Consider the following 25,641-nt stretch of genomic DNA (forward strand, 5'->3'; position numbering starts at 1 on the left):
GCGATCACTCCGCCGCCCGAAGCGATGGCTCCGCGGGGGCTTGATTCAAACGCTCGATCAGCCGCGAGCGCTCGCCCGCCGCTTTCATGGCGCTGGCCTGCCGGACATGGCCGTAGCCGCGGATGAGAGCGGGCACTGAGGCAAGGGCCGTGGCGGCCTCGATCCGTCCCGGCGCCAAGGCGCCGGCGATGAGGTCTAGATCCCCCTCATACTCTCTCAACGCTTGCCGCTCCATGCGCCGCTCGGCCGTGTAGCCGAAAAGGTCCAACGCGGTTCCGCGCAGGCCCTTCATCGCCGCCAGCAGCCGAAAGCCCTTCATCATCCACGGGCCGAAGCTCGATTTCCTTGGGCTACCGTCCTTGCCGCGCCGGCCGAGGATCGGCGGCGCGAGATGGAATTCGAGCTTCTCGTAGCTCTGGAACTGCTTGGCGAGGTCGGCGGCGAAAGTGCCGTCGGTGTAGAGCCGCGCCACCTCATACTCATCCTTGATCGCCATCAGCTTGAAGAGATTCCTGGCGACGGCCTCGGTCACCGCGGTCGAGCCCGGCACGGCCTTGGCTTCGGCGGCGCGCAAGGCCGCCACGCGGTCGGCGTAGCGCCTGCCATAGGCGGCGTTCTGGTAGGCGGTGAGGAAGGCGACGCGGCGGGCGATGACCTCATCCAGCGTCTCGGCCGGTTTCGACGCCGGCTTGCCGGTCTGGGCGACCAGGCCACGCACGAAATCGGGCTGGTGCGCGGCGCGGCGGCCCCAACGAAAGGCTGCGACGTTCATGGCGACCGCTTCGCCGTTCAATTCTATCGCCTTTTCAACGGCTTCGGCCGAAAGCGGCAAGCCGCCATGCTGGAAGGCGAAGCCAAGCATGAACATGTTGGCGCCGAGCGAATTGCCGAACAAAGCGGTCGCCGTGCGGGTGGCGTCGAAGAAATGCGCCTTGTCGTCGCCGGCAGCCGCCCGGATCGCCTTCTTCAGCCGCTCGACCGGCAGCGAGAAGTCGGCGGAGCGGGTGAATTCGCCGGGCATGATCTCGGCAGTGTTGGCGAGGAAGATCGTGTGGCCCTCGCGCACCGCGCCCAGCACCTTCTTGGCGCCGGAGACGACGAGGTCGCAACCGAGCACGAGGTCGGCCTTGCCGGCCGAGACGCGGATGGCGTGGATGTCCTCGGGTGTCGGGGCGATGCGGACATGGGTGAAGACCGAGCCGCCCTTCTGGGCAAGGCCCGCCATGTCGATCATGCCGCAGCCCTTGCCCTCGATATGGGCGGCCATGCCGAGCACTGCGCCGATGGTGACGACGCCGGTGCCGCCGACGCCGTCGATGATCGCCGCCCAGCCCTGGTTGCCCATGCGGAATTCAGCCGGCGCCGGCACGCCGTCCAGCGGATCGGCTCTGCCGGCAATGCCTTCGGCCTTCCTGATCTTGCCGCCATGCACGGTGACGAAAGACGGGCAGAAACCGTTGAGGCAGGAAAAATCCTTGTTGCAGCTCGACTGGTCGATCCGGCGCTTGCGTCCGAATTCGGTCTCGACCGGCTGGATCGAGACGCAGTTCGACTGCACGCCGCAATCGCCACAGCCTTCACAGACCAGCTCGTTGATGAAGACGCGCTTGTCCGGATCGGGGAAGGTGCCGCGCTTGCGGCGGCGGCGCTTTTCGGCGGCGCAGGTCTGATCGTAGAGCAGCACCGAAACGCCTTTCACCTCGCGCAATTCGCGCTGGACGAGATCGAGATCGTCGCGGTGGTGGATGGTTATGCCGGCCGGGAAATCGGCCTTGCCGGCATATTTGCCGGGCTCGTCGGTGACGACGGCGATGCGCTCGACGCCCTCGGCGCGCACTTGCCTGGCGATCATGTCGACGGTCAGGCCACCCTCATGCGGCTGGCCGCCGGTCATCGCCACGGCATCGTTATAGAGGATCTTGTAGGTGATGTTGGCGTCGGACGACAGCGCGAAGCGGATCGCCAGCACGCCGGAATGGTTGTAGGTGCCGTCACCGAGATTCTGGAAGATATGGTCGCGCCTGGAGAACGGCGCCTGGCCGACCCATTGCGCGCCCTCGCCGCCCATGGCGGTGAAGCCGACGGTGTTCCTGTCCATCCACAGCGCCATGAAATGGCAGCCGATGCCGGCGGCGGCCAGCGAGCCGTCCGGCACCTTGGTCGAGGAATTGTGCGGGCAGCCCGAGCAGAAAAAGGGCGTGCGCGAGCCGATGTCGAGCGTGTCGGCGAGCATCGCCTGGAACTGGCGCAACTTCGCTACCCGCGCGGCAATCTCTTCCGACGGGCCGATGGTGCGCAGGATACGTTCGCCCAGCGCAATCGCTATCTCGTTCGGGTCGAGCGCGCCCTTGGCCGGAAACAGCCAGTCGCCGCGTTCGTCCTTCTTGCCGACGATCACCGGCTGCGTGGCGGTGCCGTAGAGGTTCTCGCGCAGCTGCACCTCGATCAGCGAGCGCTTCTCCTCGACGACGACGATGGTGTCGAGGCCGCGCGCGAAATCGGCGATGTGCTGGAAATCCAACGGCCACGGGCAGCCGACCTTGAACAGGCGGATGCCGATGTGGTTCGCCGCCTGTTCGTCGATACCGATATCCTCCAGCGCCTGGCGGACGTCGAGATAGCTCTTGCCGATGGTGATGACGCCGAGCCTGGGATTGCGGCCGCCGGAATAGATGATGCGGTTCAGCCCGTTGGCGTGGATGAAGGCGGAAGCGGCGGCGCGCTTATGTTCATGCAGCCGCTCTTCCTGGCCGAGCATGTCGATCTCGTGGCGGATGTTCAGGCCGCCCGGCGGCATGTCGAATTCGGGAATGACGATGCCCAGACGCTCGATCGAGGCGTCGACCGAAGCCGTCGATTCGATGTTGTCCTTGACGCATTTGATCGCCGCCCAGGTGCCGGCGAAGCGCGACATGGCAAAGCCGTAAAGGCCGTAGTCGATGATCTCCTGCACGCCGGCCGGATTGAGGATCGGCACCATGGTGTCGACGAACAGGAACTCGGTGGCATGCGCGTTGGTCGAGGATTCGGCCATGTGGTCGTCGCCCATCAGGGCAAGCACGCCGCCATGTTTCGAGGAACCGGCAAGATTGGCGTGGCGGAAGACGTCGCCGGACCGGTCGACCCCCGGCCCTTTGCCGTACCAGACCGAGAAGACGCCGTCATGCGTGCCTTCGCCCAGCAATTCGGTCTGCTGCGAACCCCAGCAGGCGGTGGCTGCGAGCTCCTCGTTGAGGCCCGGCTGGAAGACGATGTCGGCTTGCGCAAGCTGCTTCTTCGCCCGCCACAGCTGCATGTCGAGGCCGCCCAAGGGCGAGCCGCGGTAGCCGGAAACGAATCCCGCGGTGTTGAGGCCGGCGCGGCGATCGCGCTCGCGCTGCATCAGAAGCATGCGCACAACGGCCTGCGCGCCGGACAGGAAGACGCGCTCCTTGCCAAGGTCGAACTTGTCGTCGAGCGCGACGTCGTGCAGCGTCATCGGCTATTTCCTCTGCGGAGGCACCTCAAATCAGGCAGCCAACGTCGGAGTGGGACGCCGCAGTCTTTCGTCCCTTGGCGGTGAGGTCAAACAAAATCGCAGAGGCCAGATAACACGCAACAAACGGTCTGGCGAACGGCAGGTGGCGCACGCAAGATCATGCTAACCGCTTTGTGAAGAACAAAAATTTCGTGACAGGGCGGTTCGCCATTTCACTGAAACGGCGAACCGCCCTATCTTTTTGTTTTTGACGCAATTCCGGACGGAAGGCTCCGGCGAAGACGCCGAGCCCAACCGCTCCACACTTTTCCTGGAATTGCTTTAACGCTGCGCGTTTCAGGTCGCTTTCGAGCAATCCGGCTTCTGAGCATCGGGCAGCTTGCCGTCAGGGTGGCCGGCAAGGTCAGGGTTGAGCTCGTATTTCGGTCCGATCACCAGTGGCCGGTCCGGCAGCATCGTCTGGTCCTCGGACGAGGTCATTGTGGTGTCGATGCTCTGCAGCAAGGTGCCGTTGGAATCCTCGATGCGGATCGAGACGCTGTAGGGCTTGTCCTTGACCACGCAGGTGAGCGGCGGGCTGGTCAGCGTGATATGCGGCAGCTTCGGCCAGATCTTCTGGTTGACGACGAGCGGGTCGCCGCCGGCCGGGTTCTGGAAGCTGACGACCGCGACCTGGCCGTCGACCATCGGCCGCAGCGGCTTCAGCGTGATGACATAGGTGGCGATGGCCAGCCGATAGTTGAACTCGAACAGTTTTCCCGAGATGGCAAAGAGCTGGTCCTTGCCGGTGTCGCGGCAGGCGCCGAGCGCGATTGTGGCGACCAGGGCGGCGGCGACCAGGGCCGAACGCGAAAATTTTCTAAGCATTGGGAACCTCCCTCGCCGCTGTACGGCGGCGGTAATAGCGGTTTGCCTTCTGGCGATTGCCGCAGACAGCCATATCGCACCACAAGCGGCTGGCGTTGCGGCTGCGGTCGACGAACAGCCAGCTGCAGTTGGGACAGATCCTGAGCCTCGCCACGGTTTCGTCGCGCAGCAGCGACAGCGCCGAAACGGCCAAAGCCGCCTCGAAGGCGATCGGCGTTTGCGGGTCGCCGAAAGGCTGGCCCGGCGTTCCGATCTCGGTCGCGCTGCCCGACAGCCCGCTGGCGCAGGCCATCAGGAAATCCGGCAGGTGGCTGGTCGCCACCGCGCCGTTCGATACGGCATGGCGAAACAGGCGGTCGGTCGCCTCGCGGATCGAGATGACGGTTGGCTTGATCTCGCCCGGCTCCGGCGCCCGCAGCCGCCGGCCGCCGAGCTCGGCGGCGCGAAAGCCGCTTGCCGCCTCGGCGAAACGGGCGATCTCGGCCGGATCGTCAAAGCGGTCGAAGGACTTTTGCGGATCGTTGCGCAGCACCACGGTGTTCGCCGTGTCGAGCGCAAGGATGCCACCGGTGAAACGGTGCGGGGTCCAGGAAACCGTCATAAGGGAAATCTAACCGATAAAACGCATTTGACAAGTTAGATTCCGAATGTAACGCTCCGTGCAGGGTCGCGCCATGCGGCCCCAAGGACGCCGCATGCTCTATTTCTTCCAGCAGGTGCTGAACGGGCTGCATTCGGGCGCGCTCTATGCGCTGCTCGCCTTCGGCTATGTGCTGACCAACGGCATCCTGCACCGCACCAACCTGGCTTACGGCGCGCTGTTCGCCTTCTGCGGCCAGACGATGATCCTGACCGCCGCCTTCGGCTATCAGGCGCTGTGGCTGACGCTGGCTGCCGCGGTGGCGCTCGGCGTGGCCGCGGCCCTGCTCTACGCCGCGCTGATCAGCCACATTCTGTCGCGCAGCGTGTTCGAGAGGCTCGCCGACCGCTCGCCCAACGCCATCGTGGTGACGACGCTCGGCATCCTGATCTTCCTGTCGGAGGCCAGCCGCATCGCCGCCGACACGCACGACCTGTGGCTGCCGCCGATGCTCGCCACTCCCGTCATTTTCGCCGAGGGCGGCGGCTTCAAGGTCACGCTCACCGTCATCCAGCTGCTGGACTGCGCGGGCGTCGTCGCACTGGTGGCGCTGGCGGCCTGGCTATTTTCCCACTCCAGCTTCGGCCGCGCCTGGCGGGCCGTCTCCGACGATCCGAAGGCGGCGGCGATGTGCGGCGTCGACGTCACCGCCGTGTTCCGCCGCGCCGTGCTGTTCGGCGGCTTCTGCGCGGCCCTGGCCGGCGTGCTTGCCGGTCTCTATTACGGCAATGTCAGCTTCGGCACCGGGCTGATCTACGGCCTCAAGATCCTGTTCGTGACGGCGGTCGGCGGCTATCTGTCGCCGCTCAAGGCGGCCCTTGGCGCCGCGGCCTTCGGCATGGCGGAATCGCTGTGGGCCGGCTACTTCCCGCTCGAATGGCGCGACGCCTGGATATACCTGTTCCTCGTCGTCATGCTGGTGCTGATCGGCGCCGGGCGCGACCAGGCCAAGATCGCCTAAAACGCGTCGCGATCTTTCAGATTCGCTCCATGCGCTTTAGGTTTTTGGTTTACGCATGTCTTTATCCTGAAACCGGGTCCCACTTTCAGGAGACATGCTTTAAGCATCCCAGACTTTGGTTGCATGACGTGCCGTCAAGTGGCGGCGTTCCGGCATTGTCCGGTGCGCCGATCTGTTAGCCGCAGCTTTGCCATGTTGACCTGCCGGACCACGCACTGCATACCGTTGGGCCAGGCGACGCGACACCGGAGGGGGAATCGGGCGCGCCGCATTGTCAGGGAGGATATGCATGGCAGGGCTTCTCGCTCTTTCCAGAACGATCGACCGCATCAACGAGTTCATCGGCCGCTGGGTGTCATGGCTGATCCTGTTCGCGATCCTCGTGAGCGCGGGCAATGCCGTCATCCGCAAGGTGTTCGACACCTCCTCCAATGCCTGGCTCGAACTGCAGTGGTATCTGTTCGGCGCCGCCTTCATGCTGGCTGCGGCCTACACGCTGAAGCAGAACGACCATATCCGCATCGACATCGTGTACGGCATGTTCTCGCGGCGCGTGCAGCACTGGATCGACCTGCTCGGCCACCTGTTGTTCCTGATGCCTTTCGTCGTGCTGATGGTGATCTATTTCGTGCCCTATGTGTCGCTGTCCTTCCACAGCGGCGAGATGTCGACCAATGCTGGCGGCCTGATCGTCTGGCCGGCCAAGGCCATCCTGCTCGTCGGCTTCTTCCTGCTGGCGCTCCAAGGCGTTTCCGAGATCATCAAGAAGATCGCCATCATGCGCGGCGACATGGACGATCCCAATCCCTTCATATCGGCGCATGAGCAGGCCAGGCTCGAGGCGGAGGCGCTGGCCGAGGAAGCCAAAGCCATCGCGGGCGAGGTCCGCCCATGATCGAGTTCATCGCGCAGAACATGGCGCCGATCATGTTCGCCTCGCTGATCATTTTCCTTTTGATCGGCTACCCCGTCGCCTTCTCGCTCGCCGCCAACGGACTTCTGTTCTTCTTCATCGGCGTGCTGGTCTCGCCCTATTCCGGCGGGTCGATCAACCTCGCCTGGCCGCTGCTGCACGCGCTGCCCGACAATTTCTACGGCACCAGGGTGATGTCCAACGACACGCTGCTGGCGATACCGTTCTTCACCTTCATGGGTATCGTGCTCGAACGATCCGGCATGGCCGAGGATCTCCTCGACACGATCGGCCAGCTGTTCGGGCCGATCCGTGGCGGCCTTGCCTATGCGGTCATCTTCGTCGGCGCGCTGCTTGCCGCAACGACCGGCGTGGTGGCGGCCTCGGTCATCGCCATGGGGCTGATCTCGCTGCCGATCATGCTGCGCTACGGCTATGACCGAAGGCTCGCCTCCGGCGTCATCGCGGCCTCCGGCACGCTTGCCCAGATCATCCCGCCCTCGCTGGTGCTGATCGTGCTTGCCGACCAGCTCGGACGGTCGGTCGGCGACATGTATGCCGGCGCGTTGATCCCGGGTATCGTGCTGACCGGCATCTACATGCTCTACATCCTGATCGTGTCGATCGTCCGGCCAAACTCGATGCCGGCGCTGCCTCTCGAAGCCCGCACGCTCGGCCGCGGCGTGATCTCGCTGATCGTGGCGCTGCTGGTAACCGGCGCGATCTCCTACGGCGCCTATCGCTATCTTGCGCCGACGCAGGGCGACAATGCCGACATCCTCGGCTTCGCCGTCGGCGTCATCGTCATCTATGTCGCCGCCATAGTCGACCAGCGGCTGAGGCTCAACCTGATGTCGAAGCTGGCGCAGCAGGTGGTGATCGTGCTGATCCCGCCGCTGGCGCTGATCTTCCTGGTGCTGGGCACAATCTTCCTCGGCATTGCCACGCCGACCGAGGGCGGGGCCATGGGCTCGGTCGGAGCATTGATCATGGCGGCGGCCAAGGGACGGCTGTCGCTCGACGTCGTCAAACAGGCGCTTGCCTCGACGACCAGGCTTTCCTCCTTCGTGCTGTTCATCCTGATCGGCGCGCGCGTCTTCTCGCTCACCTTCTACGGCGTCAACGGCCACATCTGGGTCGAGCATCTCCTGACCTCGCTGCCCGGCGGCGAGACCGGCTTCCTGATCGGCGTCAATATCCTGGTCTTCCTGCTTGCCTTCTTCCTCGATTTCTTCGAGCTCGCCTTCATCATCGTGCCGCTGCTGGCGCCCGCCGCCGACAAGCTCGGCATCGACCTGATCTGGTTCGGCGTGCTGCTGGGCGTCAACATGCAGACCAGCTTCATGCATCCGCCCTTCGGCTTCGCGCTGTTCTACCTGCGCTCGGTCGCGGCCCGCGTGCCTTACCTGGACAGGATCACCGGCAAGCAGATCGCGCCCGTCACCACCGGGCAGATCTATTGGGGTGCGGTGCCGTTCGTCTGCATCCAGGTGATCATGATCGGGCTCACCATCGCCTTCCCGCAAATGGTCATGCGCTACAAGGGAGCGGCGGTGGAGCCCAGCACCATCGACCTCAAGCTGCCCGACATGCCTTCGCTGTCGCCGCTCGGCACGCCGCCGGCGAATAACGGCGCGGCCCCGGGCAATGGCGGCGCGCCGGCGGCGCCCGGCACGCCCGACCTGTCGCAGCCGCCGAGCTTCGGTGATGCGCCGGCCAAGCCGGCGGCACCGGCCCCCGATCTCTCGCAGCCGCCAAAATTCAACTAGGACATTTCACCGTTTCACAGAAACGGTGAAATGTCCTAGCTCTTTGTTTTGATGCAATTTCGGACGGAAAACCGCTTCACACTTTTCTGAAATTGCTCGGAGGTGGACCATGAGAGCCGTGCGTTTGGAGGCGGTAGGCAAAATCGCGCTGCGCAAGGTTCCCAAGCCCGTTCCCGGGCCCGAGGACGTTCTCGTGCGCATCGAGGCCTGCGGCGTCTGCGGCACCGACCGGCATCTGTTCCACGGCGAATTCCCTTGCACGCCGCCGGTGACGCTCGGCCACGAGTTTTCCGGCATCGTCGAGGCCGTCGGCGCGGCAGTGTCAGGCATTGCCGTCGGCGACCGCGTCACCGGCGATCCCAATATCGCCTGCGGACGCTGCGCCCACTGCCATGCCGGCCGCGTCAACCTGTGCAGCAATCTCAGCGCCATCGGCATCCACCGCGACGGCGGCTTTGCCGACTATGTTCTGATGCCGCACAGGCAGGCCTTCCGGCTGCCCGCAAACCTCAAGCCGGCGCATGGCGCCTTCTGCGAGCCGCTGGCCTGCTGTCTGCACGGCGTGGACCTTGCCGCGATACGGCCGGGCGCGTCGGTCGTGGTGCTTGGCGGCGGCGTCATCGGCCTGCTGGTCGTGCAGCTGGCAAAGCTCGCGGGTGCGGCGACCATCACCCTGTCGACAAGGCAGGCCTCACGCCGCGCGCTTGCCGAGGAGCTCGGCGCGACCGCGACGATCGATCCCAGCGCCGGCGACCCGATCGCAGCCATCGCCGGGCCGAATGGTCTGGTTCCCGGCGGGGTCGACGTGGTGCTGGAATGCGCCGGCGTGCGCGATACCGTCGAGCAGTCGATGCGGATGGCTCGGGCCGGCGGCACCGTCGTCATCGTCGGCGTCGTGCCGCAAGGCATGAAGGTGGAGATCGAGCCGTTCGATCTCTTGTTTCGCGAATTGAAGGTGCTGGGCTCCTTCCTCAACCCGTTCACACATGGCAGGGCGGCGCAGCTGATCGCCTCCGGCGCGATCGAGGTCGACCGGCTGATCTCGAGAAAGGTCAGCCTGGAGGAGGCGCCCGACGTAATCGCCAATCCGCCGGCTCCGGGCGAGGTCAAGGTGCTCGTGGTGCCGGGTTGAGGTAGAGACGCGGTTCTGCCTTCTCCCCTTGTGGGAGAAGGTGTCGCCGAATGCGACGGATGAGGGGTGTTCCAGCTTGGCGCGGACGGCGATCCGTCTAACACCCTCATCCGTCTCGGCGCTGCGCGCCGATCCACCGCCCGGGGGCGAGCCACGCGTCTCACCCGTCCTTCGGACCCCACAAGGGGAGAAGGTAAGCCAGCCTACAGCTTGCCGTTGCGCTGCTGCACCATCATGAAGGTGTCGTAGTTGTATTCGGCGACCTGGGCCCAGAGATAGTGCTCCTTGCGGAAGCCCTTGATCGATTCCCAGATCTTCTTGAATGGCGCGTTCGAGGCTTCCATCTCGGCATAGACCTCGTTCGCCTTGTCGAAGCAGGCCGCCATGATCTCCTGGCTGAAGGGCGCCAGCTTGGCGCCGCCGGCCACCAGCCGCTTCACCGCGGCCGGATTGAGGAAGTCGTATTTCTGCAGCATGTTGGCGTCCGCCGCCTGGGCGGCGGTGTGCACCAGCGACTTGTAAGCCGGCGACAGCTCTTCGTACTTGGCCTTATTGAAAAGCAGGTGCACGGTCGGGCCGCCTTCCCACCAGCCGGGATAGTAGTAATAGGGCGCGACCTTGTAGAAGCCGAGCTTCTCGTCGTCATAGGGGCCGACCCATTCGGCGGCGTCGATCGTGCCCTTTTCCAGCGCCGGGTAGATGTCGCCGCCGGCGATCTGCTGCGGCACGACGCCGAGCTTCTGCACGACTTTGCCGGCAAAACCGCCGATGCGCATCTTCAGGCCGGACAGATCGGCGACCGTGTTGATCTGCTTGCGGAACCAGCCGCCCATCTGCACTCCGGTATTGCCGCCCGGCAGACCGAAAAGCCCCTGCGTGGCCAGGAACTCGTTGAACAGGTCGATGCCGCCGCCATGGTAGTGCCAGGCATTCATGCCGCGCGCATTGAGAGAGAACGGCACGGCCGCGCCCAGCGCCCAGGTAGGATCCTTGCCCCAGTAATAGTATGCCACCGTATGACAGGCTTCGACGGTGCCGGCCGCGGTGGCGTCCGCCGCCTGCAGACCGGGCACCAGTTCGCCGGAGGCGAAAACCTGGACCTGGAAATTGCCGTCGGTCGCTTCCGACAGCATCTTGGAGAAGACCTCGGCGCCGCCATAGATCGTGTCGAGCGATTTCGGGAAGGACGATGCCAGCCGCCAAGTCACCTTCGGATTGGACTGGGCTATCGCCGGCGTGGCAAGTGCGGCGGCCGCTGCCGCAGCACCGACGCCGGATGCACCGGCCTTGCGGATGAATGAACGACGATCCATGCAGTTTCCTCCCTTGCGGATCAGCTGACCGATGCCAGGACATTCTCGGTGCCGGCTCGGTTGTGGAGAACCATACACGGGCAAGAGGTCGAGTCCAGCGCTGCGGCTCAGCTTGACGCCATTCAGGCGCCATCTGCAACTATAGTCTAACGCTCTCTTTCCTGGCCCATGCGAGGCGGCCAAACTTGCCATGGAAAAGCCGCGACGGATCGCTTATTTTATAGGCAGAACAATTCCTTGGCCTGATGGAAACCAAACCCAAAATGCAGCAGCCGCTCGTCGCCGTCTCAACCGACGTCCGCCAGTTCGACAACTACACCTGGCACGCCGCGCCCCAGCAATATCTGGAAGCGGCGGTGACCGGCGCCGGCGTGTTCCCGCTGCTGGTGCCGTCCTTCGGCGACCGACTCGACCTCGACGAATTGCTGTCGTCCGTCGACGGCGTCATGCTGACGGGTTCGAAATCGAACGTGCATCCCTCGCTTTATGACGGCGACCCGAGCGAGGCCAACGGTCCTTACGATCAGGCGCGCGATTCCACGACGCTGCCGCTGATCCGCAAGGCGCTTGAGCGCGGTGTGCCGTTGCTCGCCATCTGCCGCGGCATCCAGGAGCTGAACGTGGCGCTGGGCGGCACGCTGGGCACCGAGATCCAGGAGCGCGAAGGCTCGCTCGACCATCGCGCGCCGGTGAGCGACAATCAGGACGAGCGCTTCGCCATCCACCAGACGATCTCGATCAAGCCGGGCAGTTGCCTTGCAGGCGTGTTCGGCGCCGGCGACATCAAGGTCAACTCGCTGCACCGGCAGGGGATCGACCGGCTCGGCTCGGAACTGCTAATCGAGGCTTTGGCCACCGACGGAACGATCGAAGCGGTTTCCGTCAAGGACGCCCGCGCCTTCGCGGTCGGCGTGCAGTGGCACCCCGAATACTGGGTGAAGTCGGACAGCAATTCCGCCAAGATTTTTCGCGCTTTCGGCGATGCCGTGCGGCTGCACGCGGCGGCAAAAGCAGGCGTGCGCGCCGCGGCGGAATAATCCGCTGCTCCCTGGAGCGGCTTGAGTTCAGTTGCTGCTGTCGTTGTTCAAAGCCAGAAGCGGCGCGGACGGCGCGTAGGATTCGTAGCCGTCGCCATCGGCAACGCCGAAGGTGACGATCGGATCAATGCCGTTCTCGCTGAAGGCAACCGAGCCGTCCGCCTGCTCGCGCCAGAATCTTGCCCGCTCGATGCCGGGCATCAGCTGGCGGCAATCCGGGGCGATCTTGAGCCGCGACAGGCCATCCGAGACGGCGGCACCCCGCTGTACGGCGCAGGCGGCTTCGTCGCCATTGGCCGTCAATCGATAGGTGCTGGAGGAGACGGTCTCGACAGCCGTGCTCGGACCCTGGCCGTCAGACAGGACATGCGCGCCCCCGAACAGCGCAACCGACACAACCAACCCGGCTACCAGCTTCACGCCGCTTCTCCACACTCGATCAAGTATGGAAAATGATTTCAAAGAGTTAAGCAGGAGTTAATGGATCTGCCAAGGCATTAACAGATGTGGCGAAGCGCCCCGGAACGGTTCAATGCCCCCATAGGCTACCGAAAGCCCTTTCAGACCTTCCCTGGGACTGCTCTAGCCGCGCGCCTTGACGTTGATGGTCTCCGGCACGGGCGTCAGCGGCCGGCGCTCGGTGAACCAGGCAACGAGATTGTCGACGCAGAGATCAGCCATGGCGCGGCGGGTGTGGACCGACGCCGAGCCGACATGCGGCAGAAGCGAGGCATTGGCAGCGTCGAGCAGGGCCCGCGGCACGTTCGGTTCATCGGCAAAGACGTCGAGCCCGGCAGCGGCAATTGTGCCGCTCTCGAGGGCGGCGGCCAGTGCTGTCTCGTCCACCGCCGAGCCGCGGCCGATGTTGACGAAGACGCCGTTCGAACCCAGCGCCGACAGGATTTCGGCGTTGATCGCTTTCTCCGTGGAGGCGCCGCCCGGGGCAATGCAAATCAGCGTATCGACGGCCTCGGCAAGGCCTTTCAACGTGGCATGATATTGGTAAGGCAGGCCTTCGACCTTGCGGCGATTGTGGTAAGCGATCGGCAGTCCGAAGGCTTCAAGGCGGCGGGCGACGGCGCGGCCGATACGGCCCATGCCGAAAATGCCGACGCTGCGGCCGCGCAAGGTAAGCCGGCTCAGGGGATAATTACCCTTCTTCACCCAGTCGCCGTCGCGCAGCCATTTCTCGGCGGCGTAGAGTTCGCGCACGGTGTTGATCAAAAGGCCGATGGCGGTGTCGGCGACCTCCTCGGTCAGGACGTCGGGCGTGTTGGTGACCATGACGCCGCACCTCGCCGCGTGATTGGCGTCGACCGAATCGTAGCCGACGCCGAAACTGGCGATGATCTCAAGGTTGGGCAGCGCGTCGATCATCGCCGCGTTGATGCCCGCATAGGAGGCGATGCCGCGCACGGTGGCGCGCATCTCTTCCGTGACCAGCCCAGGGTCGGCGCGTTCGATGCGCACAAGCTTGAACGCCTTGTCGATGCGGCCGACGGCATGGTCGTTGAAATCGCCCGGCACCAGGATGGCGACCGGCAATTTTCCTTCTGCACTGGTCATGCACGCTCCACCGGCTTGCCGGTCGACTGCCGCACATGCAGTTCCGGCTTGATCAGCTCTTGCGAGGGCCGCACCGCCTGCCCGTTCAGCTTGTCGAGCAAGGCGCTTGCGGCGCGGCGGCCGACCTCGCGCTGGCCATTCCAGACCGTGGTCAGGGCCGGCGTCGCGATCGCCGCCTCCTCGAGATCGTCATAACCGGTGACCGAGATATCGACGCCGGGCACGAGGCCCGCCCGCGCGATGCCATTCATCAGCCCGATCGCGACCAGATCGTTCCAGCAGCAGGCAGCCGTGGGCTTGTCCTTCAGCGCCAGAAACTGCCCCGCGGCTTCGAAACCCGCTTGCTTGGTGCGGGGCCCGGGAATGCGCCAGGACGGCTTCACCTCAAGGCCGGCCGCCTCCATGGCGTTGAGGTAGCCCTGGTAACGGTCGCGGCCGGTCGAGGTCTGGTCGGTGCCGCCGACCATGGCGATGCGCTTATGGCCGAGCGAGATCAGATGATTGGTGGCCAGCGCGGTGCCATAGGCATCGTCGCCGCGGAACACCGGCACGTCGGCACCGGCGACGCTGCGCGCGATCAGCACCGCCGGCAGGCCGTTTTCCTCAGCCATGATGATGTCCTCGGCCGGCGTGCCGATGGCCGGCGACATGATGACACCGTCGGCGCCGAGCTGCAGCAGCGTGTCGATGAAGGTGCGCTGCTTTTCGAGCTGGTCATAGTGGTTGGACAGGATGAAGGTCTGGCGGCTGCGGTCGAGCTCGCTTTCGATCGAGCGCAGGATCTCGGCGAAAAACGGGTTCATGATGTCATGCACGACGACGCCGACGATGCCGGAGCGCGAGGTGCGCAGCGAGGCGGCGCGGCGGTTGTAGATATAGCCGATGGCGCGCGCGTGCTCCTTGATGCGTTCCCGCGTGGCGCCGGCCACCAGCGGGCTGTCGCGCAGCGCCAGCGATACCGTTGCCGTGGAGACGCCGAGCGCATCCGCGATTGTCGAAAGCTTGATCTTCTGTGCCAGTGCCCTTCGCTCCCCAGGGTCCTCGGAACCACGTCTTTAAATTTTTTAAATGCGGCCTTATGCCACCGATCAAGGAGCAATTCAAAGTTTTTTCGCCAGACTCTCGGCTTCTGTATCCACCGTCGCGAGGTCGCGCAGGCGCAGCCGGTGCTCGCGGTGGATGATGTAAAGACCGCTGGCAACAATGATGGCCGCGCCGAGCAGCGTCCAGCGATCGGGGAACTGGTGGAAGATCACCCACCCGGAAATGATCATCCACACCATTTGCGAATAGGGATAAGGCGCAAGTGCCGTGGTGGTGGCGAGGCGATAGGCCTGCACCAGCAGATAGTGGCCACCGGCGCCGAAAACGCCCAGCATCAAAAGAATGATCCAGTGCCAGCCGTCCTGCGGCAGCGCATGCGAGAAGGGCAGCGTGGGCAAGAGCAGCGCCGCCGGCGCCAAAGCCGAGAACAGGATCAGGCTCTCGGACGTCTCGGTGGACGACATGCGCCGGGTCATGATGACATAAAAGCTGTTAGACAGCATCGAGCCCAGCGCGAAGAGATGACCGATGCCGAACACGCCGACGCCCGGCCGGGTGATGATCAGGACGCCGACAAAGCCGGTGAGGATTGCCAGCCAGCGCCGCCAGCCGGCCCATTCGCCGAGCAGCGGACCGGCAAGCGCGGTGATGACCATCGGGCCGAAGAAATAGATCGACGTGGTCTCCGCCAGCTGCAGCGTCTTCAGCGCCAGGATGTTGAACATGGTCGAGCCGAACAGCAGGCAGCCGCGCAATATATGCGCCGGCAGGTTTTTGGCGCGAAAACGCGCCGGTTCGCGCCAGCCGCGCAGGAAAAGCCCGACCAGCAGGACATGGACGGTGAAACGGGCCCAGGCGACGATCAGCGCCGAGACGCCGGCCAGCACCAGGTATTTGCTGGAGGTATCGAGAAAGGTGAAGCAGACATAGACGCAAAGCATCAGAAGCATCGCCACGGGCGGCGTTGCGCTGTCGTCGTTGGTTTTGGAAATGGTCAAGGTCGGGCCGAAGGAAGGATAGACGTCCCCTTCTGCGGCAATCGCCGCTGGCCGGCAAGCCAAAAGCGACTGGCCTAATAAGCGCTTTGGACAGGCTTAGAGCGCGTTGAGGAAGGCGATTGGCTTGAACGGTCCTCGACGGGATAGGCATTCAGCCTGATCGTCGAGGGATTGGCCGAAGCCTCCGCGACGTCGTCATCCACGGGCGGAGCGACGCGAAGCGGCGCGCAGACCCGAGGATCCATTCCGTTACCTTCGCCGAAGGGCGCAACGGAGCGGAATTCTGCATCGTGGCAACGCCTAAGTCACGGAATGGATTCTGGTCTGCGCCGCGTCGCTGCGTTCCTTGCTCCGCCATAGAATGACGACGTGATGGGCGTTCAGGCCAACCCCAAACGTCCGCAATGGTCCCTTGGGAGAAGGGGCATGCCACCCTTTTTAGCCATGCATGCGGGCGCCCTTGGTGATCTTGTCGACGAGCTTCTTCTCGCCACGCAGAGCGATGCCGACGATCTTGGCGTCGTCCGGCGCGAATTCGGCGAAGACAGCGCGATTGGCGGCATCATGGCCGGTCGAAAACATCTCCTCGACATAGGCGGACGCCGTCACGCCGCGCTCCAGCGCCCGGAGATGGATCGTGCCCAGCGTCGCCGCGTCGGCCGACAGGACGATGACCGGCTGGATCGACATTGGGTTGTAAAGGTTGCCGGCACGGTCGCGATAGGGCTCGCCGATGATCTCGGGGAACTGCGCGACGATGCCGCTGGTGAGGAAGGCGGTGACGTTGAGCTTCTGCCAAACGGGCAGAGCGTCCCTCAGGACAATTGCAATTTTCGTATCGAACACCAAGATTGAGACTCCGAGATGACCCGTGACGGGCGGAACAGGGCTATGGCGCAGGCTCTAGGCGCAGAGGCGAAGCAAGGTCTTGAACGTTCGTGCGCGGATGCGGCCAACGGCGGTCGCATCGTTTCGGCGCCTGGCGGGCTGGGCCTCGAACGCATCGAGGCGCGTTTCCACGGCAACGCTTTCGAGCCGCACCGGCACGACACCTATGCGATCGGCGTAACGTTGCAGGGCGTGCAGCGCTTCCACTATCGCGGCGCGCTGCAACACAGCCTGCCCGGCCAGGCGATCGTGCTGCACCCCGACGAATTGCATGACGGCGGCGCCGGGACGGAAGACGGGTTGCGCTACAGGATCCTTTATCTAGAGCCGTCCCTGCTGCTCGACTGCCTCGACGGCGAGCCGCTGCCTTTCGTGCGCAACGCCGTGGTCAGCGATCCGGCATTGCGAGACACGCTGCTGTCGGCGCTGGCGCCGCTGGACGAAGAACTCGGCGACCTGTTCGTTGCGGATTTCGTCGCGCAGCTGGCGCAGCAGCTGAGGCGCCATGCCGGAAAGCCGGCAAAGTCGACCGGCAAGACCGCATGGCGAGCCGCCGCGCTTGCCCGCGACTATCTTGCGGAGAACGCCGAACGGCCGGTGCGCTCCGATGAGCTCGAGGCCGTTACCGGCCTCGACCGCTATCAGTTGTCACGGCATTTTCGCGCGACCTATTCGACCAGCCCGCATCGCTTCCTGTTGATGCGCCGGCTGCAAAGGGCGCGGCGCATGATCGCCGGGGGAGAACCGCTGGCGGAAATCGCCGCCGGCGCCGGCTTCAGCGACCAGAGCCATTTCAACCGGCATTTCAAGAAGGCGTTCGGCATGACGCCGGGTCGCTGGGCGGCGCTGGTGAGGCGCGACGCGTAGGCGCGATGCGCAGCCATCGTCGCTAACCGCGAGACGCCCGATGATGGCCGCCTAGGCGCGACGCGTAGCGTCGTCGCCCTTTCCCTCTAAACCCACGATGCAGGTCCACAGTTGCGCGACGATGCTTGGCATCGCTTGCCGCGTCGCTCGTTAACGGGAACGTCTCGCGGTTGAGCGACGACGCTGCGCGTCGCGCTTTCACGCTTCATCCATCTCCGCGTCGTCGTCCATCAGGACCAGGTCTTCGTTCGACAGATTCGCCTCGATACGGGCGAGCAGCTTGAACAGCGCCTTCTGGTCCTTCTTGTCGAGACCCTTCAGCGCCTGCTTCTCGGTCTTCTTGACCGACTTCTCGATGGCGCGGATGGTTTCGCGGCCGGACTCGGTGAGGAAGATATGGGCCTGGCGGGCATCGGCATTGGAGGCGCGCTTTTCCAGAAAACCCTGCGCCTGCAGCCGGTTGATGGTCTTGGTGATCGTCGGCGGGCGCACGCCGAGCTTGCCGGCGAGATTGCCGGGGGTCTGGCCGTCCTCACGGTCGAGCGCCAGCATGATCTGGTCCTGGCCGGCGTAGAAACCATGCGCCAGAAGCCGCGCCGCGAGCGCCGTGCGCGCCAGCCTCGCCGCCGAATGCAGCCGGCTCATTGTCGCTGTCTTGTCCGCCTTGGCCATGGCCATTCCCTCTTCGGCCCAACCGGCGCGGCCAGCATAGAGGCTGCCCGACGGTTGGCAAATGACGATCTGTTAGAAACCGGCTTGCGGAACGCTTTGCCGGCAAGCATTGCGGTGCCCGCGCAGGTGATGCCAGATGTTTATTTCAGTTAGATGACAAACGACTTTTGAGCAGGCAGGATTCATAGCGGAAGCCGGCCAGGGCTATTTGGCGCTGCCATGGCTCCCTCGTTTGGCGGCCTCGACCGCCGCCAATCCCTCCTCGCCGCCATCCCGCCCGGAGGGTCCGCCTGGCCCATCGGTTTGGCGCGTGCAAAAGCGCGACACCCATCCTATATGAGGCCGACAATCCAGATTTCGAGACCAAGATTTCGAGGCAAGCCATGAGCGATGCACAGACGCAAATCCCCGTAACCGTTCTCACCGGCTATCTCGGCGCGGGCAAGACGACGCTGCTCAACCGCATCCTGTCGGAGAACCACGGCAAGCGCTACGCCGTCATCGTCAACGAGTTCGGCGAGATCGGCATCGACAACGACCTGATCGTGGAATCCGACGAGGAAATCTACGAGATGAACAATGGCTGCGTGTGCTGCACGGTGCGCGGCGACCTGATCCGCGTCGTCGAAGGCCTGATGAAACGGCCCGGCCGCTTCGACGCCATCGTCGTAGAGACGACCGGCCTCGCCGACCCGGTGCCGGTGGCGCAGACCTTCTTCATGGACGACGACGTGCGCACCAAGACCAAGCTCGACGCGGTGGTGGCGCTGGTCGACGCCAAGCACCTGCCGCTGCGCTTGAAGGATTCCAAGGAAGCCGAGGACCAGATCGCCTTCGCCGATGTCGTGGTGCTGAACAAGACCGATCTCGTCACGCCGGAAGAGCTCGAAAAGGTCGAAGCGACGATCCGCGCCATTAACCCGGCGGCAAAAATCCATCGCACGCAGCGGTCCGGCGTGGCGCTCGAGGAAGTGCTCGACCGTGGCGCCTTCGACCTGTCGCGCGCGCTGGAGAACGATCCGCATTTCCTCGATGCGCATGACTACGATCACGATCATCACGACCACGACCATCACGATCATGATGGGCACGATCATCATCACCATCATGACCATGCTTCCGACATCCATGACGTGACGGTGAAGTCGGTGTCGCTGCGCGGCGGCGAGATGGACCCGAAGAAGTTCTTCCCCTGGATCGAGAAGGTGACCCAGATGGAAGGGCCAAACATCCTGCGGCTGAAGGGCATCATCGCGCTCAAAGGCGACGAGGACCGCTACGTGCTGCAGGGCGTGCACATGATCCTCGAGGGTGACCACCAGCGCGCCTGGAAGGACGACGAGAAGCACGAGAGCCGGCTGGTCTTCATCGGCCGCGATCTCGACGCCGAGCGACTGCGCAAGAGTTTTGAGGCCTGCCAGGCGTAGGAATGATCGGAAGCATTTATGGCCGACCCTGGCGATAGTAAGACTGAGAGAGAGAGCCCGGTCACGATCGATACGACTGAGCTTTTGAAGGTATCCTATTGTGATTTCGCTCTCATCCACAAACTACTGAAGGATCCGCCTGGGCCAAACGCCAAACTAAGGGCAGCGATAGCGGCTTTGCCGGACATCCTGTAGTTTTTGCCAGCGACACGTAGATCGACTGTGAGCGGCGCGTTCGGCTGATTGCAATGCTTACGACGTAGGCTTGCCGGAGCGTAGATCGTCGAGTAAGCCGCCAGACAAATCAAAAATCTCGTTCATCCAGGAAACCATGCCCACAGTTGCCCCGCTTGATCTTGAAGGCCATTGCGTCGCCGCCGTCTTCCTCAACGACGTGCCGCATTTCGCTTTGGCCGATGGCGCGGTCCATCGCCTGGACAACGGGCAAAAGACGGTGCAGGCCAATGACGGCCTGCTTGCCGCCTTTCACGACGCGGCCAACGACCGGCTGATCACCGGTGGCGAGGACGGCAAGGTGTTTGCCGTGAAGGCCGGCGGCGAGGTGAGCGAACTCGCAAGCGCTGGAAAAAAATGGATCACCAGCGTCGCCGGGGGGCCGCAGGGTGCGGTCGCCTATGCCTCCGGCAAGACCGCCTTCGTGCGGTTCGGCGACGGCAAGATCAAGGAATTCGCCCATCCGCGCTCGGTGGAAGGGCTCGCCTTCTCGCCCAAGGGCATGCGTTTCGGCGTCGCCCGTTACAATGGCGCGACGCTGCATTTTCCGGCAGCCGAGGGCAAGCCGGTGGAGCTTGAATGGGCCGGCGCCCATACGGGTCTCACTTTCTCGCCGGATGGGGCGTTCCTGGTCACCACCATGCAGGAAAACGCGCTGCATGGCTGGAAGCTGGCCGACGGCAAGCACATGCGCATGAGCGGCTATCCCGGCAAGGTGAAGAGCCTGTCGTGGAGCGTGAAGGGCAAATGGCTGGCGAGTTCCGGCGCGCCGGCTGCGATTGTGTGGCCGTTCGCCAGCAAAGACGGACCCATGGGCAAGGCGCCGCTGGAGCTCGGCACGCGCGGCAACACGATGGTGACCTGCGTCGCCTGCCATCCGAGCCAGGACGTGGTGGCCATCGGCTATGAGGATGGCATGGTGATCGCGGCGCGCTTTGCCGATGCCAAGGAAGTGCTGCTGCGCCGCCCCGGCAAGGGTGCCATCACCGCGATGATGTGGGACAAGGAAGAGGGCCGCATCGTGTTCGGCAGCGCGGCCGGCGACTGCGGCGTGATTGACATCACTGCGTAGGCAGTAGGGCGACGACACCTACCTCCTGCCTATGCCATCGCGGTTTGATCATTCCGCGCCGCAGGACACATCGCCCTTAAACTCGACGGGATCGCTGCTCGCGCCGGCCGTGCCGTCATAGATCGCGAGGGTGTAGCTCCCGTCATAAGTGCCTTCGTCCTTGGCCTTGGTCACGATCGTCAGCTCCACAGAGCGGTAGGTGTCCTTGGCTTCGTGCTCGCGATAAACGAGCAGCCGCAAATCCTCGCCGTCGAGCCAGTACTGCGCAAGGTTCTGGTCCTCGAACACCGTCTTGCGCAGACTGTCGGCGGCGGGACGGTCCTTGATCTCTAAATCACCGCGGAAATTGAAGGTCGGCCCACCCAGGCCACGGGTGACGCCAGCGTCGAGCTGGAAAGCAACCTTGGGGTCATCCACCGAGCACCAGAGCGCGCCGGAGGCGAAACCGCCATTCATCGATGCAAGAAGCACTGCCGCGCAAAGAACTGTCCGCATTTCCCCGTCCTCCATGCCTGCCCACAATGAGGCCCCGACGACCGCGCCGGGTCAAGAGCGCTGATCCAATGCGAGCCCCCGGCGCGGCCAATTGCAGTTTTGCCAAGCCATGGGCAGAGTGCCGCGCGAAACACAGGGGTTTTCATGCAGGCATCGGATTCACGGACTTCCATCGGCGGCATCGACATCGCCCGCATTGCCGAGTTGCGAGAGGCGGAGGCGGCGGCCTTCCGCAAGGCGCGGCCGAAGTCCGAGGCGAAGCTCGGCAACGGCATCGCCGGTTTCCTCGGCGGCGTGCCGATGCACTGGATGATCGACTGGCCGACACCGTTCCCGATCCTCGTCGACGGCGCCAAGGGCGCCACCATCACCGACATCGACGGCAACAGGCTCGACGATTTCTGCCTGGGCGACACCGGCTCGATGCTCGGCCATTCGCCGCCGGCGGTCGCACGCGCCATCCGCCGGCAGGCGGCGCGCGGCCTGACCTACATGCTGCCCAGCGAGGATGCGCTGGCGATCGGCCAGCTTCTGCAGCAGCGCTTCGGCCTCCCCTACTGGCAGATCGCCACCACCGCCACCGACGCCAACCGCTTCGCGCTGCGCGTCGCCCGCGCCGTGACCGGACGCGAGAAGATTCTGGTCTTCAACGGTTGCTATCACGGCTCGGTAGACGAGACGATGGTGCGGCTGATCGATGGCAAGCCGGTGAATCGGCCTGGATTGGCAGGCGAATTCCGGGATCTCACGCGGGCGACCAAGGTCGTCGAGTTCAACGACATCCCAGCCTTGGAAGCAGCGCTTGCGCACCGCGACGTCGCCTGCGTCATCACCGAGCCGGTGCTGACCAATTCCTGCATGGTGCTGCCGGATGCCGGCTTCCATGACGCGCTGCGGCGGCTGACCCGCGCGGCCGACACGCTGCTCCTGATCGACGAGACCCACACGATCTCCACCGGCCCGGGCGGCTATACGAAGAAGCACGGGCTGGAGCCAGACCTGTTCGTGCTCGGCAAGCCGGTGGCCGGCGGCGTGCCAGCGAGCATCTGGGGGATGAGCGAGGAGGTGGCCACGCGTTACGCCGCCTACAACCGCACCAAGGAACCCGGATATTCCGGCATGGGCACGACGCTGTCGGCCAATCCGCTGCAGTTCGCGGCAATGCGCGCGACGCTGGAAGAGGTGATGACCGAGGAGGCCTATGCCCATATGGACCGGCTGGCGCGCCGGCTCGATGCGGGGCTGACCGCCGTCATCCAGCGCAACAAGCTGCCCTGGCATGTCGCGCGAGTCGGCGCGCGCGTGGAGTTCATCTGCGCGCCCGGGCCGCTTCACAATGGCGGCGAGGCCGAGAAGGCGCACGCGCCTGAGCTCGAAGCCGCCATCCATGTCGCGCTGGTCAATCGCGGCGTGCTGATCGCGCCGTTCCACAACATGATGCTGATCTCGCCGGTGACGACTTCAGCGCAAGTGAGCCGGCTGATCGCGGCCTTTGCCGCGGTTGCGGCCAGGCTTACGGCGTGAGAAAAGCGGCCATGGACAATCCGAACGCCGTTGCCACGTCCCCTTCCGCCTCAACGCCCGCCGAGGCGAAGGCCTTTCTCGACGCGAATCCCGAGATCGAGGCATTCGACATCGTGCTTACCGACGCCAACGGCATCGGCCGCGGCAAGATCGTGCGCCGGCATGAGCTGATGGGCATTTTCGAGAACGGAAGGCATCTGCCGATCTCGATCCTCGGCCTCGACATCACCGGCGAGGATGTGCACGAGACCGGGCTGGTGTGGGATACAGGCGACGGCGACCTCAGGGCGTGGCCGATCCCGGGCACGCTGGCGCCGCTCTACGGCACCAATCCGGCGCGCGGCCAGGTGCTGATGTCGATGTACCATCTCGACGGCCAACCGATGACCTCCGACCCACGGCTGGTGCTGGCAAGGCATGTGGAATTGCTGGCGGCGCGCGGCCTGCATCCGGCCGGCGCCTTCGAGCTGGAATTTTTCCTGCTGTCCAATGACCGCGACGCGGATGGCAAGGTGCAGCCCGCCCGCGCGGTGCTCGACGGCCGCCGTTCCGCGAAGACCGAAGTCTATTCGGTCGACCATCTGCACGGCATGGAACCGCTGTTTTCCGACATCTACGCCGCTGCCAAGGCGCAAGGCATTCCGGCCGAGACCGTCATTTCCGAATACGCGCCCGGCCAGTACGAGCTGACGCTGAACTACCGCAAGGACGTGATGCGCGCGGCTGACGACCTCGTCATGCTGAAGCGGCTGGTCAGGGCGCAGGCGCGGCGGCACGGCGTCACCGCCTGCTTCATGGCCAAGCCCATCGAGGCCTATGCCGGCTCCGGCATGCATTTCCACGTCTCGCTGCAGGACGATGCCGGCCGCAACGTGTTCACCGAGGCCACCGGCGAGAAATGGTCACCGAAGCTGCTCAACGCGCTTGGCGGCCTGATCCACACCATGGCGGAATCGATGCTGGTGTTCGCGCCGCACGCCAATTCATGGCGGCGCTTCGTCTCGCAATCCTACGCGCCGGTGGCGCCGACATGGGGCGTCAACAACCGCTCGGTAGCGCTGCGCGTGCCGGCGGGCGATGCCAAGAACCGCCGCATCGAGCACCGGCCGTCGGGCGTCGACGCCAATCCCTATCTGGTGGCGGCGACGGTGCTGGCCGGCATCGTCAAAGGGCTCGACGAAGGGCTGGATCCGGGGCCAGAGACCACCGGGAACGGTTACGAGCAGGCGAGCGAAAGATCTACCATGCCGGCCGACTGGCGCGCCGCGATCGAGGCGGCCAGGGGATCCGATTTCCTGAAATCGGCGCTCGGCCCAGACCTGCACCGGACCTTCGTGGCGATCAAGCAGGCTGAATATCTGCGCGTCGCGCGCACGGTCAGCGAATTGGACTATCACCTTTATCTGCACGAGGTGTAAGGCGGACCGACACGCGCGCGGCGATCACGTTTTGCCGACGGCAATCAAAAGTTATAGCCAATTGCATTTCTGGAACATATCATGAACAAATGGCTGTGCTTTCCGTCCGCGAGAAACTGGCGATCCTGTCCGACGCCGCCAAATACGATGCTTCCTGCGCGTCTTCCGGGTCGGCGAAACGCCACTCACTAAGATCGGGCGGCATCGGCTCGACCGAGGGCTCCGGCATCTGCCATTCCTACGCGCCGGACGGGCGCTGCATCTCGCTCCTGAAAATCCTGCTCACCAATTTCTGCATCTACGACTGCAGCTATTGCATCAACCGCTCGTCCTCGAATGTGCGGCGTGCCCGCTTCAGCGTCGATGAGGTGGTGAAGCTCACCATGGATTTCTATCGCCGCAACTATATCGAGGGGCTGTTCCTGTCCTCTGGCGTCATTCGCTCGCCCGACGAGACGATGGGCGAGATGGTCGAGGTGGCGCGCAGACTCAGGATCGAGGAAAAGTTCGGCGGCTACATACACCTCAAGACCATCCCCGAAGCATCTGCCGAACTGATCGAGAAGGCAGGGCTTTATGCCGACCGCTTGTCGATCAATGTCGAGCTGCCGACGGACGAAGGGGTCAAGAAACTGGCGCCGGAGAAGAAACCGGAAACGATCCGGCTTTCGATGGCCAAGCTGCGCCGCAAGATCGAGGAGAAGGCCGAGCCGACAATGCAGAGCCGCAGGCGCGAGCGCTTCGCGCCAGGCGGCCAGACGACGCAGATGATCGTCGGCGCCGACAAGACCTCCGACGATGGCATATTGCGCGCCAGCGCCCGGCTCTATGGCAGCTACCACCTGCGCCGCGTTTATTACTCTGCCTTCAGCCCGATCCCCGATTCATCATCTTCGCTGCCCTTGCAGAAGCCGCCGCTGATGCGCGAGCACCGGCTCTACCAAGCGGACTGGCTGATGCGTTTCTACGGTTTCTCGCAGCCGGAAATCCTGGCCGGCAGCAATGACGGGATGCTCGACCTTGCCATCGATCCCAAGCTCGCCTGGGCGCTGCACAACCGGGGCCGATTCCCGGTCGACGTCAACCGCGCCGAGCGAGAGGCGCTGCTGCGCGTTCCCGGGCTCGGCACCAAGGTCATCGACCGGATCATCGAGACACGGCGCTATCGCCGGCTGCGGCTCGAGGATATCGGCCGGCTCTGCCATTCGGTCGCCAAGGTGCGGCCCTTCATCGTCGCGGAAGGCTGGTCGCCGGGCGCGCTGACCGACAAGGCCGGCTTGCGCCAGGCGATCACCCGCTCCTGCGAGCAGCTTTCCTTGTTCTGAC

At 64.4% G+C, this 25,641-nt stretch carries 23 protein-coding genes; 11 read left to right on the forward strand and 12 right to left on the reverse strand.

The genetic code is table 11. From position 1 onward, the window contains the following. Positions 1-4: 4 nt before the first annotated feature. The 4 genes from EN862_RS27345 to EN862_RS27360 all read right to left on the reverse strand — a co-directional run bounded on the left by EN862_RS27345 (position 5) and on the right by EN862_RS27360 (position 4,946). Positions 5-3,478, reverse strand: coding sequence for an indolepyruvate ferredoxin oxidoreductase family protein (locus EN862_RS27345; RefSeq protein WP_127866597.1), 3,474 nt, complete (start codon positions 3,476-3,478; stop codon positions 5-7). 157 nt (positions 3,479-3,635) lie between these two features. Beyond that, positions 3,636-3,833, reverse strand: coding sequence for a hypothetical protein (locus EN862_RS36600; RefSeq protein ID WP_128192809.1), 198 nt, complete (start codon positions 3,831-3,833; stop codon positions 3,636-3,638). Further along, on the reverse strand, positions 3,815-4,345 hold the full coding sequence (locus EN862_RS27355) for a hypothetical protein (protein WP_127866598.1): 531 nt from the start codon (positions 4,343-4,345) through the stop codon (positions 3,815-3,817). The genes EN862_RS36600 and EN862_RS27355 overlap by 19 nt, the downstream gene beginning before the upstream one ends. Next, the gene (locus tag EN862_RS27360) at positions 4,338-4,946 is read right to left on the reverse strand and encodes a CGNR zinc finger domain-containing protein (protein ID WP_127866599.1); all 609 of its coding nucleotides are present in this window, start codon (positions 4,944-4,946) and stop codon (positions 4,338-4,340) included. The genes EN862_RS27355 and EN862_RS27360 overlap by 8 nt, the downstream gene beginning before the upstream one ends. A 94-nt stretch (positions 4,947-5,040) precedes the next feature. On the opposite strand from EN862_RS27360, the gene EN862_RS27365 reads away from it, so the two are divergent. The 4 genes from EN862_RS27365 (at position 5,041) to EN862_RS27380 (ending at position 9,760) form a co-directional block, all read left to right on the forward strand. Further along, positions 5,041-5,946: a branched-chain amino acid ABC transporter permease gene (locus EN862_RS27365; RefSeq protein WP_127866832.1), complete on the forward strand. Its 906-nt coding sequence runs from the start codon at positions 5,041-5,043 to the stop codon at positions 5,944-5,946. 289 nt (positions 5,947-6,235) lie between these two features. Then, positions 6,236-6,841, forward strand: coding sequence for a TRAP transporter small permease subunit (locus EN862_RS27370; protein WP_127866600.1), 606 nt, complete (start codon positions 6,236-6,238; stop codon positions 6,839-6,841). Continuing rightward, positions 6,838-8,628, forward strand: coding sequence for a TRAP transporter large permease subunit (locus EN862_RS27375; RefSeq protein ID WP_193771578.1), 1,791 nt, complete (start codon positions 6,838-6,840; stop codon positions 8,626-8,628). Before EN862_RS27370 ends, EN862_RS27375 begins: the two co-directional genes overlap by 4 nt. 109 nt (positions 8,629-8,737) lie before the next feature. Next, complete coding sequence (locus tag EN862_RS27380; protein WP_127866601.1) at positions 8,738-9,760, forward strand: zinc-dependent alcohol dehydrogenase family protein; 1,023 nt, start codon at positions 8,738-8,740, stop codon at positions 9,758-9,760. A 203-nt stretch (positions 9,761-9,963) separates the two neighbouring features. Here EN862_RS27380 and EN862_RS27385 read toward each other — a convergent pair whose 3' ends face one another. Beyond that, on the reverse strand, positions 9,964-11,073 hold the full coding sequence (locus EN862_RS27385) for a TRAP transporter substrate-binding protein (protein ID WP_127866602.1): 1,110 nt from the start codon (positions 11,071-11,073) through the stop codon (positions 9,964-9,966). A 263-nt stretch (positions 11,074-11,336) separates the two neighbouring features. Between EN862_RS27385 and EN862_RS27390 the strand changes: the two genes are divergently transcribed. Then, positions 11,337-12,110, forward strand: coding sequence for a gamma-glutamyl-gamma-aminobutyrate hydrolase family protein (locus tag EN862_RS27390; RefSeq protein WP_127866603.1), 774 nt, complete (start codon positions 11,337-11,339; stop codon positions 12,108-12,110). Positions 12,111-12,137: 27 nt separating this feature from the next. On the opposite strand, the gene EN862_RS27395 is transcribed toward EN862_RS27390, so the two are convergent. The 5 genes from EN862_RS27395 to EN862_RS27415 all read right to left on the reverse strand — a co-directional run bounded on the left by EN862_RS27395 (position 12,138) and on the right by EN862_RS27415 (position 16,564). Then, positions 12,138-12,530, reverse strand: a complete 393-nt coding sequence (locus EN862_RS27395) for a hypothetical protein (protein ID WP_127866604.1) — start codon at positions 12,528-12,530, stop codon at positions 12,138-12,140. Between the two features lie 162 nt (positions 12,531-12,692). Then, positions 12,693-13,676, reverse strand: coding sequence for a 2-hydroxyacid dehydrogenase (locus EN862_RS27400; protein WP_127866605.1), 984 nt, complete (start codon positions 13,674-13,676; stop codon positions 12,693-12,695). After that, on the reverse strand, positions 13,673-14,695 hold the full coding sequence (locus EN862_RS27405; protein ID WP_042645188.1) for a LacI family DNA-binding transcriptional regulator: 1,023 nt from the start codon (positions 14,693-14,695) through the stop codon (positions 13,673-13,675). The genes EN862_RS27400 and EN862_RS27405 overlap by 4 nt, the downstream gene beginning before the upstream one ends. An 81-nt stretch (positions 14,696-14,776) precedes the next feature. Next, entirely contained in the window at positions 14,777-15,661 is an 885-nt protein-coding gene (locus EN862_RS27410; protein ID WP_193771590.1) for a DMT family transporter, read from the reverse strand. A gap of 495 nt (positions 15,662-16,156) precedes the next feature. After that, complete coding sequence (locus tag EN862_RS27415) at positions 16,157-16,564, reverse strand: DUF2000 family protein (protein WP_127866607.1); 408 nt, start codon at positions 16,562-16,564, stop codon at positions 16,157-16,159. Positions 16,565-16,609: 45 nt separating this feature from the next. Here EN862_RS27415 and EN862_RS27420 point away from each other — a divergent pair, with 45 nt between their 5' ends. Beyond that, positions 16,610-17,473, forward strand: coding sequence for an AraC family transcriptional regulator (locus tag EN862_RS27420; RefSeq protein WP_127866608.1), 864 nt, complete (start codon positions 16,610-16,612; stop codon positions 17,471-17,473). A gap of 198 nt (positions 17,474-17,671) precedes the next feature. Here EN862_RS27420 and EN862_RS27425 read toward each other — a convergent pair whose 3' ends face one another. Then, on the reverse strand, positions 17,672-18,145 hold the full coding sequence (locus tag EN862_RS27425; RefSeq protein ID WP_112128317.1) for a MarR family transcriptional regulator: 474 nt from the start codon (positions 18,143-18,145) through the stop codon (positions 17,672-17,674). Between the two features lie 383 nt (positions 18,146-18,528). On the opposite strand from EN862_RS27425, the gene EN862_RS27430 reads away from it, so the two are divergent. Then, the gene (locus EN862_RS27430; RefSeq protein ID WP_127866609.1) at positions 18,529-19,572 is read left to right on the forward strand and encodes a GTP-binding protein; all 1,044 of its coding nucleotides are present in this window, start codon (positions 18,529-18,531) and stop codon (positions 19,570-19,572) included. A 331-nt stretch (positions 19,573-19,903) separates the two neighbouring features. Next, positions 19,904-20,878, forward strand: coding sequence for a WD40 repeat domain-containing protein (locus EN862_RS27440; protein WP_127866611.1), 975 nt, complete (start codon positions 19,904-19,906; stop codon positions 20,876-20,878). A 48-nt stretch (positions 20,879-20,926) separates the two neighbouring features. Here the strand turns inward: EN862_RS27440 and EN862_RS27445 are convergent, their stop codons facing one another. Further along, complete coding sequence (locus tag EN862_RS27445; protein ID WP_127866612.1) at positions 20,927-21,373, reverse strand: hypothetical protein; 447 nt, start codon at positions 21,371-21,373, stop codon at positions 20,927-20,929. Positions 21,374-21,517: 144 nt separating this feature from the next. Here EN862_RS27445 and EN862_RS27450 point away from each other — a divergent pair, with 144 nt between their 5' ends. The 3 genes from EN862_RS27450 (at position 21,518) to EN862_RS27460 (ending at position 25,640) form a co-directional block, all read left to right on the forward strand. Then, positions 21,518-22,897 (forward strand): aspartate aminotransferase family protein, encoded by a 1,380-nt coding sequence (locus EN862_RS27450; protein ID WP_127866613.1) that lies wholly within the window; start codon positions 21,518-21,520, stop codon positions 22,895-22,897. An 11-nt stretch (positions 22,898-22,908) separates the two neighbouring features. After that, complete coding sequence (locus tag EN862_RS27455) at positions 22,909-24,315, forward strand: glutamine synthetase family protein (RefSeq protein WP_127866614.1); 1,407 nt, start codon at positions 22,909-22,911, stop codon at positions 24,313-24,315. Between the two features lie 89 nt (positions 24,316-24,404). Beyond that, positions 24,405-25,640: a putative DNA modification/repair radical SAM protein gene (locus EN862_RS27460; RefSeq protein ID WP_127866615.1), complete on the forward strand. Its 1,236-nt coding sequence runs from the start codon at positions 24,405-24,407 to the stop codon at positions 25,638-25,640. The last annotated feature ends 1 nt before the right edge of the window (position 25,641 follow it).

It is taken from the genome of Mesorhizobium sp. M2E.F.Ca.ET.219.01.1.1 (assembly GCF_004016445.2).
GTDB lineage: Bacteria > Pseudomonadota > Alphaproteobacteria > Rhizobiales > Rhizobiaceae > Mesorhizobium.

What these genes read in the sequence shown, in the direction of transcription:
- EN862_RS27345 (WP_127866597.1), bottom strand. Translation starts at nt 3,478, where the DNA reads ATGACGCTGCACGACGTCGCGCTCGACGACAAGTTCGACCTTGGCAAG.
- EN862_RS27355 (WP_127866598.1), bottom strand. Translation starts at nt 4,345, where the DNA reads ATGCTTAGAAAATTTTCGCGTTCGGCCCTGGTCGCCGCCGCCCTGGTC.
- EN862_RS27360 (WP_127866599.1), bottom strand. Translation starts at nt 4,946, where the DNA reads ATGACGGTTTCCTGGACCCCGCACCGTTTCACCGGTGGCATCCTTGCG.
- EN862_RS27365 (WP_127866832.1), top strand. Translation starts at nt 5,041, where the DNA reads ATGCTCTATTTCTTCCAGCAGGTGCTGAACGGGCTGCATTCGGGCGCG.
- EN862_RS27370 (WP_127866600.1), top strand. Translation starts at nt 6,236, where the DNA reads ATGGCAGGGCTTCTCGCTCTTTCCAGAACGATCGACCGCATCAACGAG.
- EN862_RS27375 (WP_193771578.1), top strand. Translation starts at nt 6,838, where the DNA reads ATGATCGAGTTCATCGCGCAGAACATGGCGCCGATCATGTTCGCCTCG.
- EN862_RS27380 (WP_127866601.1), top strand. Translation starts at nt 8,738, where the DNA reads ATGAGAGCCGTGCGTTTGGAGGCGGTAGGCAAAATCGCGCTGCGCAAG.
- EN862_RS27385 (WP_127866602.1), bottom strand. Translation starts at nt 11,073, where the DNA reads ATGGATCGTCGTTCATTCATCCGCAAGGCCGGTGCATCCGGCGTCGGT.
- EN862_RS27390 (WP_127866603.1), top strand. Translation starts at nt 11,337, where the DNA reads ATGCAGCAGCCGCTCGTCGCCGTCTCAACCGACGTCCGCCAGTTCGAC.
- EN862_RS27400 (WP_127866605.1), bottom strand. Translation starts at nt 13,676, where the DNA reads ATGACCAGTGCAGAAGGAAAATTGCCGGTCGCCATCCTGGTGCCGGGC.
- EN862_RS27410 (WP_193771590.1), bottom strand. Translation starts at nt 15,661, where the DNA reads ATGCTTTGCGTCTATGTCTGCTTCACCTTTCTCGATACCTCCAGCAAA.
- EN862_RS27420 (WP_127866608.1), top strand. Translation starts at nt 16,610, where the DNA reads ATGGCGCAGGCTCTAGGCGCAGAGGCGAAGCAAGGTCTTGAACGTTCG.
- EN862_RS27425 (WP_112128317.1), bottom strand. Translation starts at nt 18,145, where the DNA reads ATGGCCAAGGCGGACAAGACAGCGACAATGAGCCGGCTGCATTCGGCG.
- EN862_RS27430 (WP_127866609.1), top strand. Translation starts at nt 18,529, where the DNA reads ATGAGCGATGCACAGACGCAAATCCCCGTAACCGTTCTCACCGGCTAT.
- EN862_RS27440 (WP_127866611.1), top strand. Translation starts at nt 19,904, where the DNA reads ATGCCCACAGTTGCCCCGCTTGATCTTGAAGGCCATTGCGTCGCCGCC.
- EN862_RS27445 (WP_127866612.1), bottom strand. Translation starts at nt 21,373, where the DNA reads ATGCGGACAGTTCTTTGCGCGGCAGTGCTTCTTGCATCGATGAATGGC.
- EN862_RS27450 (WP_127866613.1), top strand. Translation starts at nt 21,518, where the DNA reads ATGCAGGCATCGGATTCACGGACTTCCATCGGCGGCATCGACATCGCC.
- EN862_RS27455 (WP_127866614.1), top strand. Translation starts at nt 22,909, where the DNA reads ATGGACAATCCGAACGCCGTTGCCACGTCCCCTTCCGCCTCAACGCCC.
- EN862_RS27460 (WP_127866615.1), top strand. Translation starts at nt 24,405, where the DNA reads ATGGCTGTGCTTTCCGTCCGCGAGAAACTGGCGATCCTGTCCGACGCC.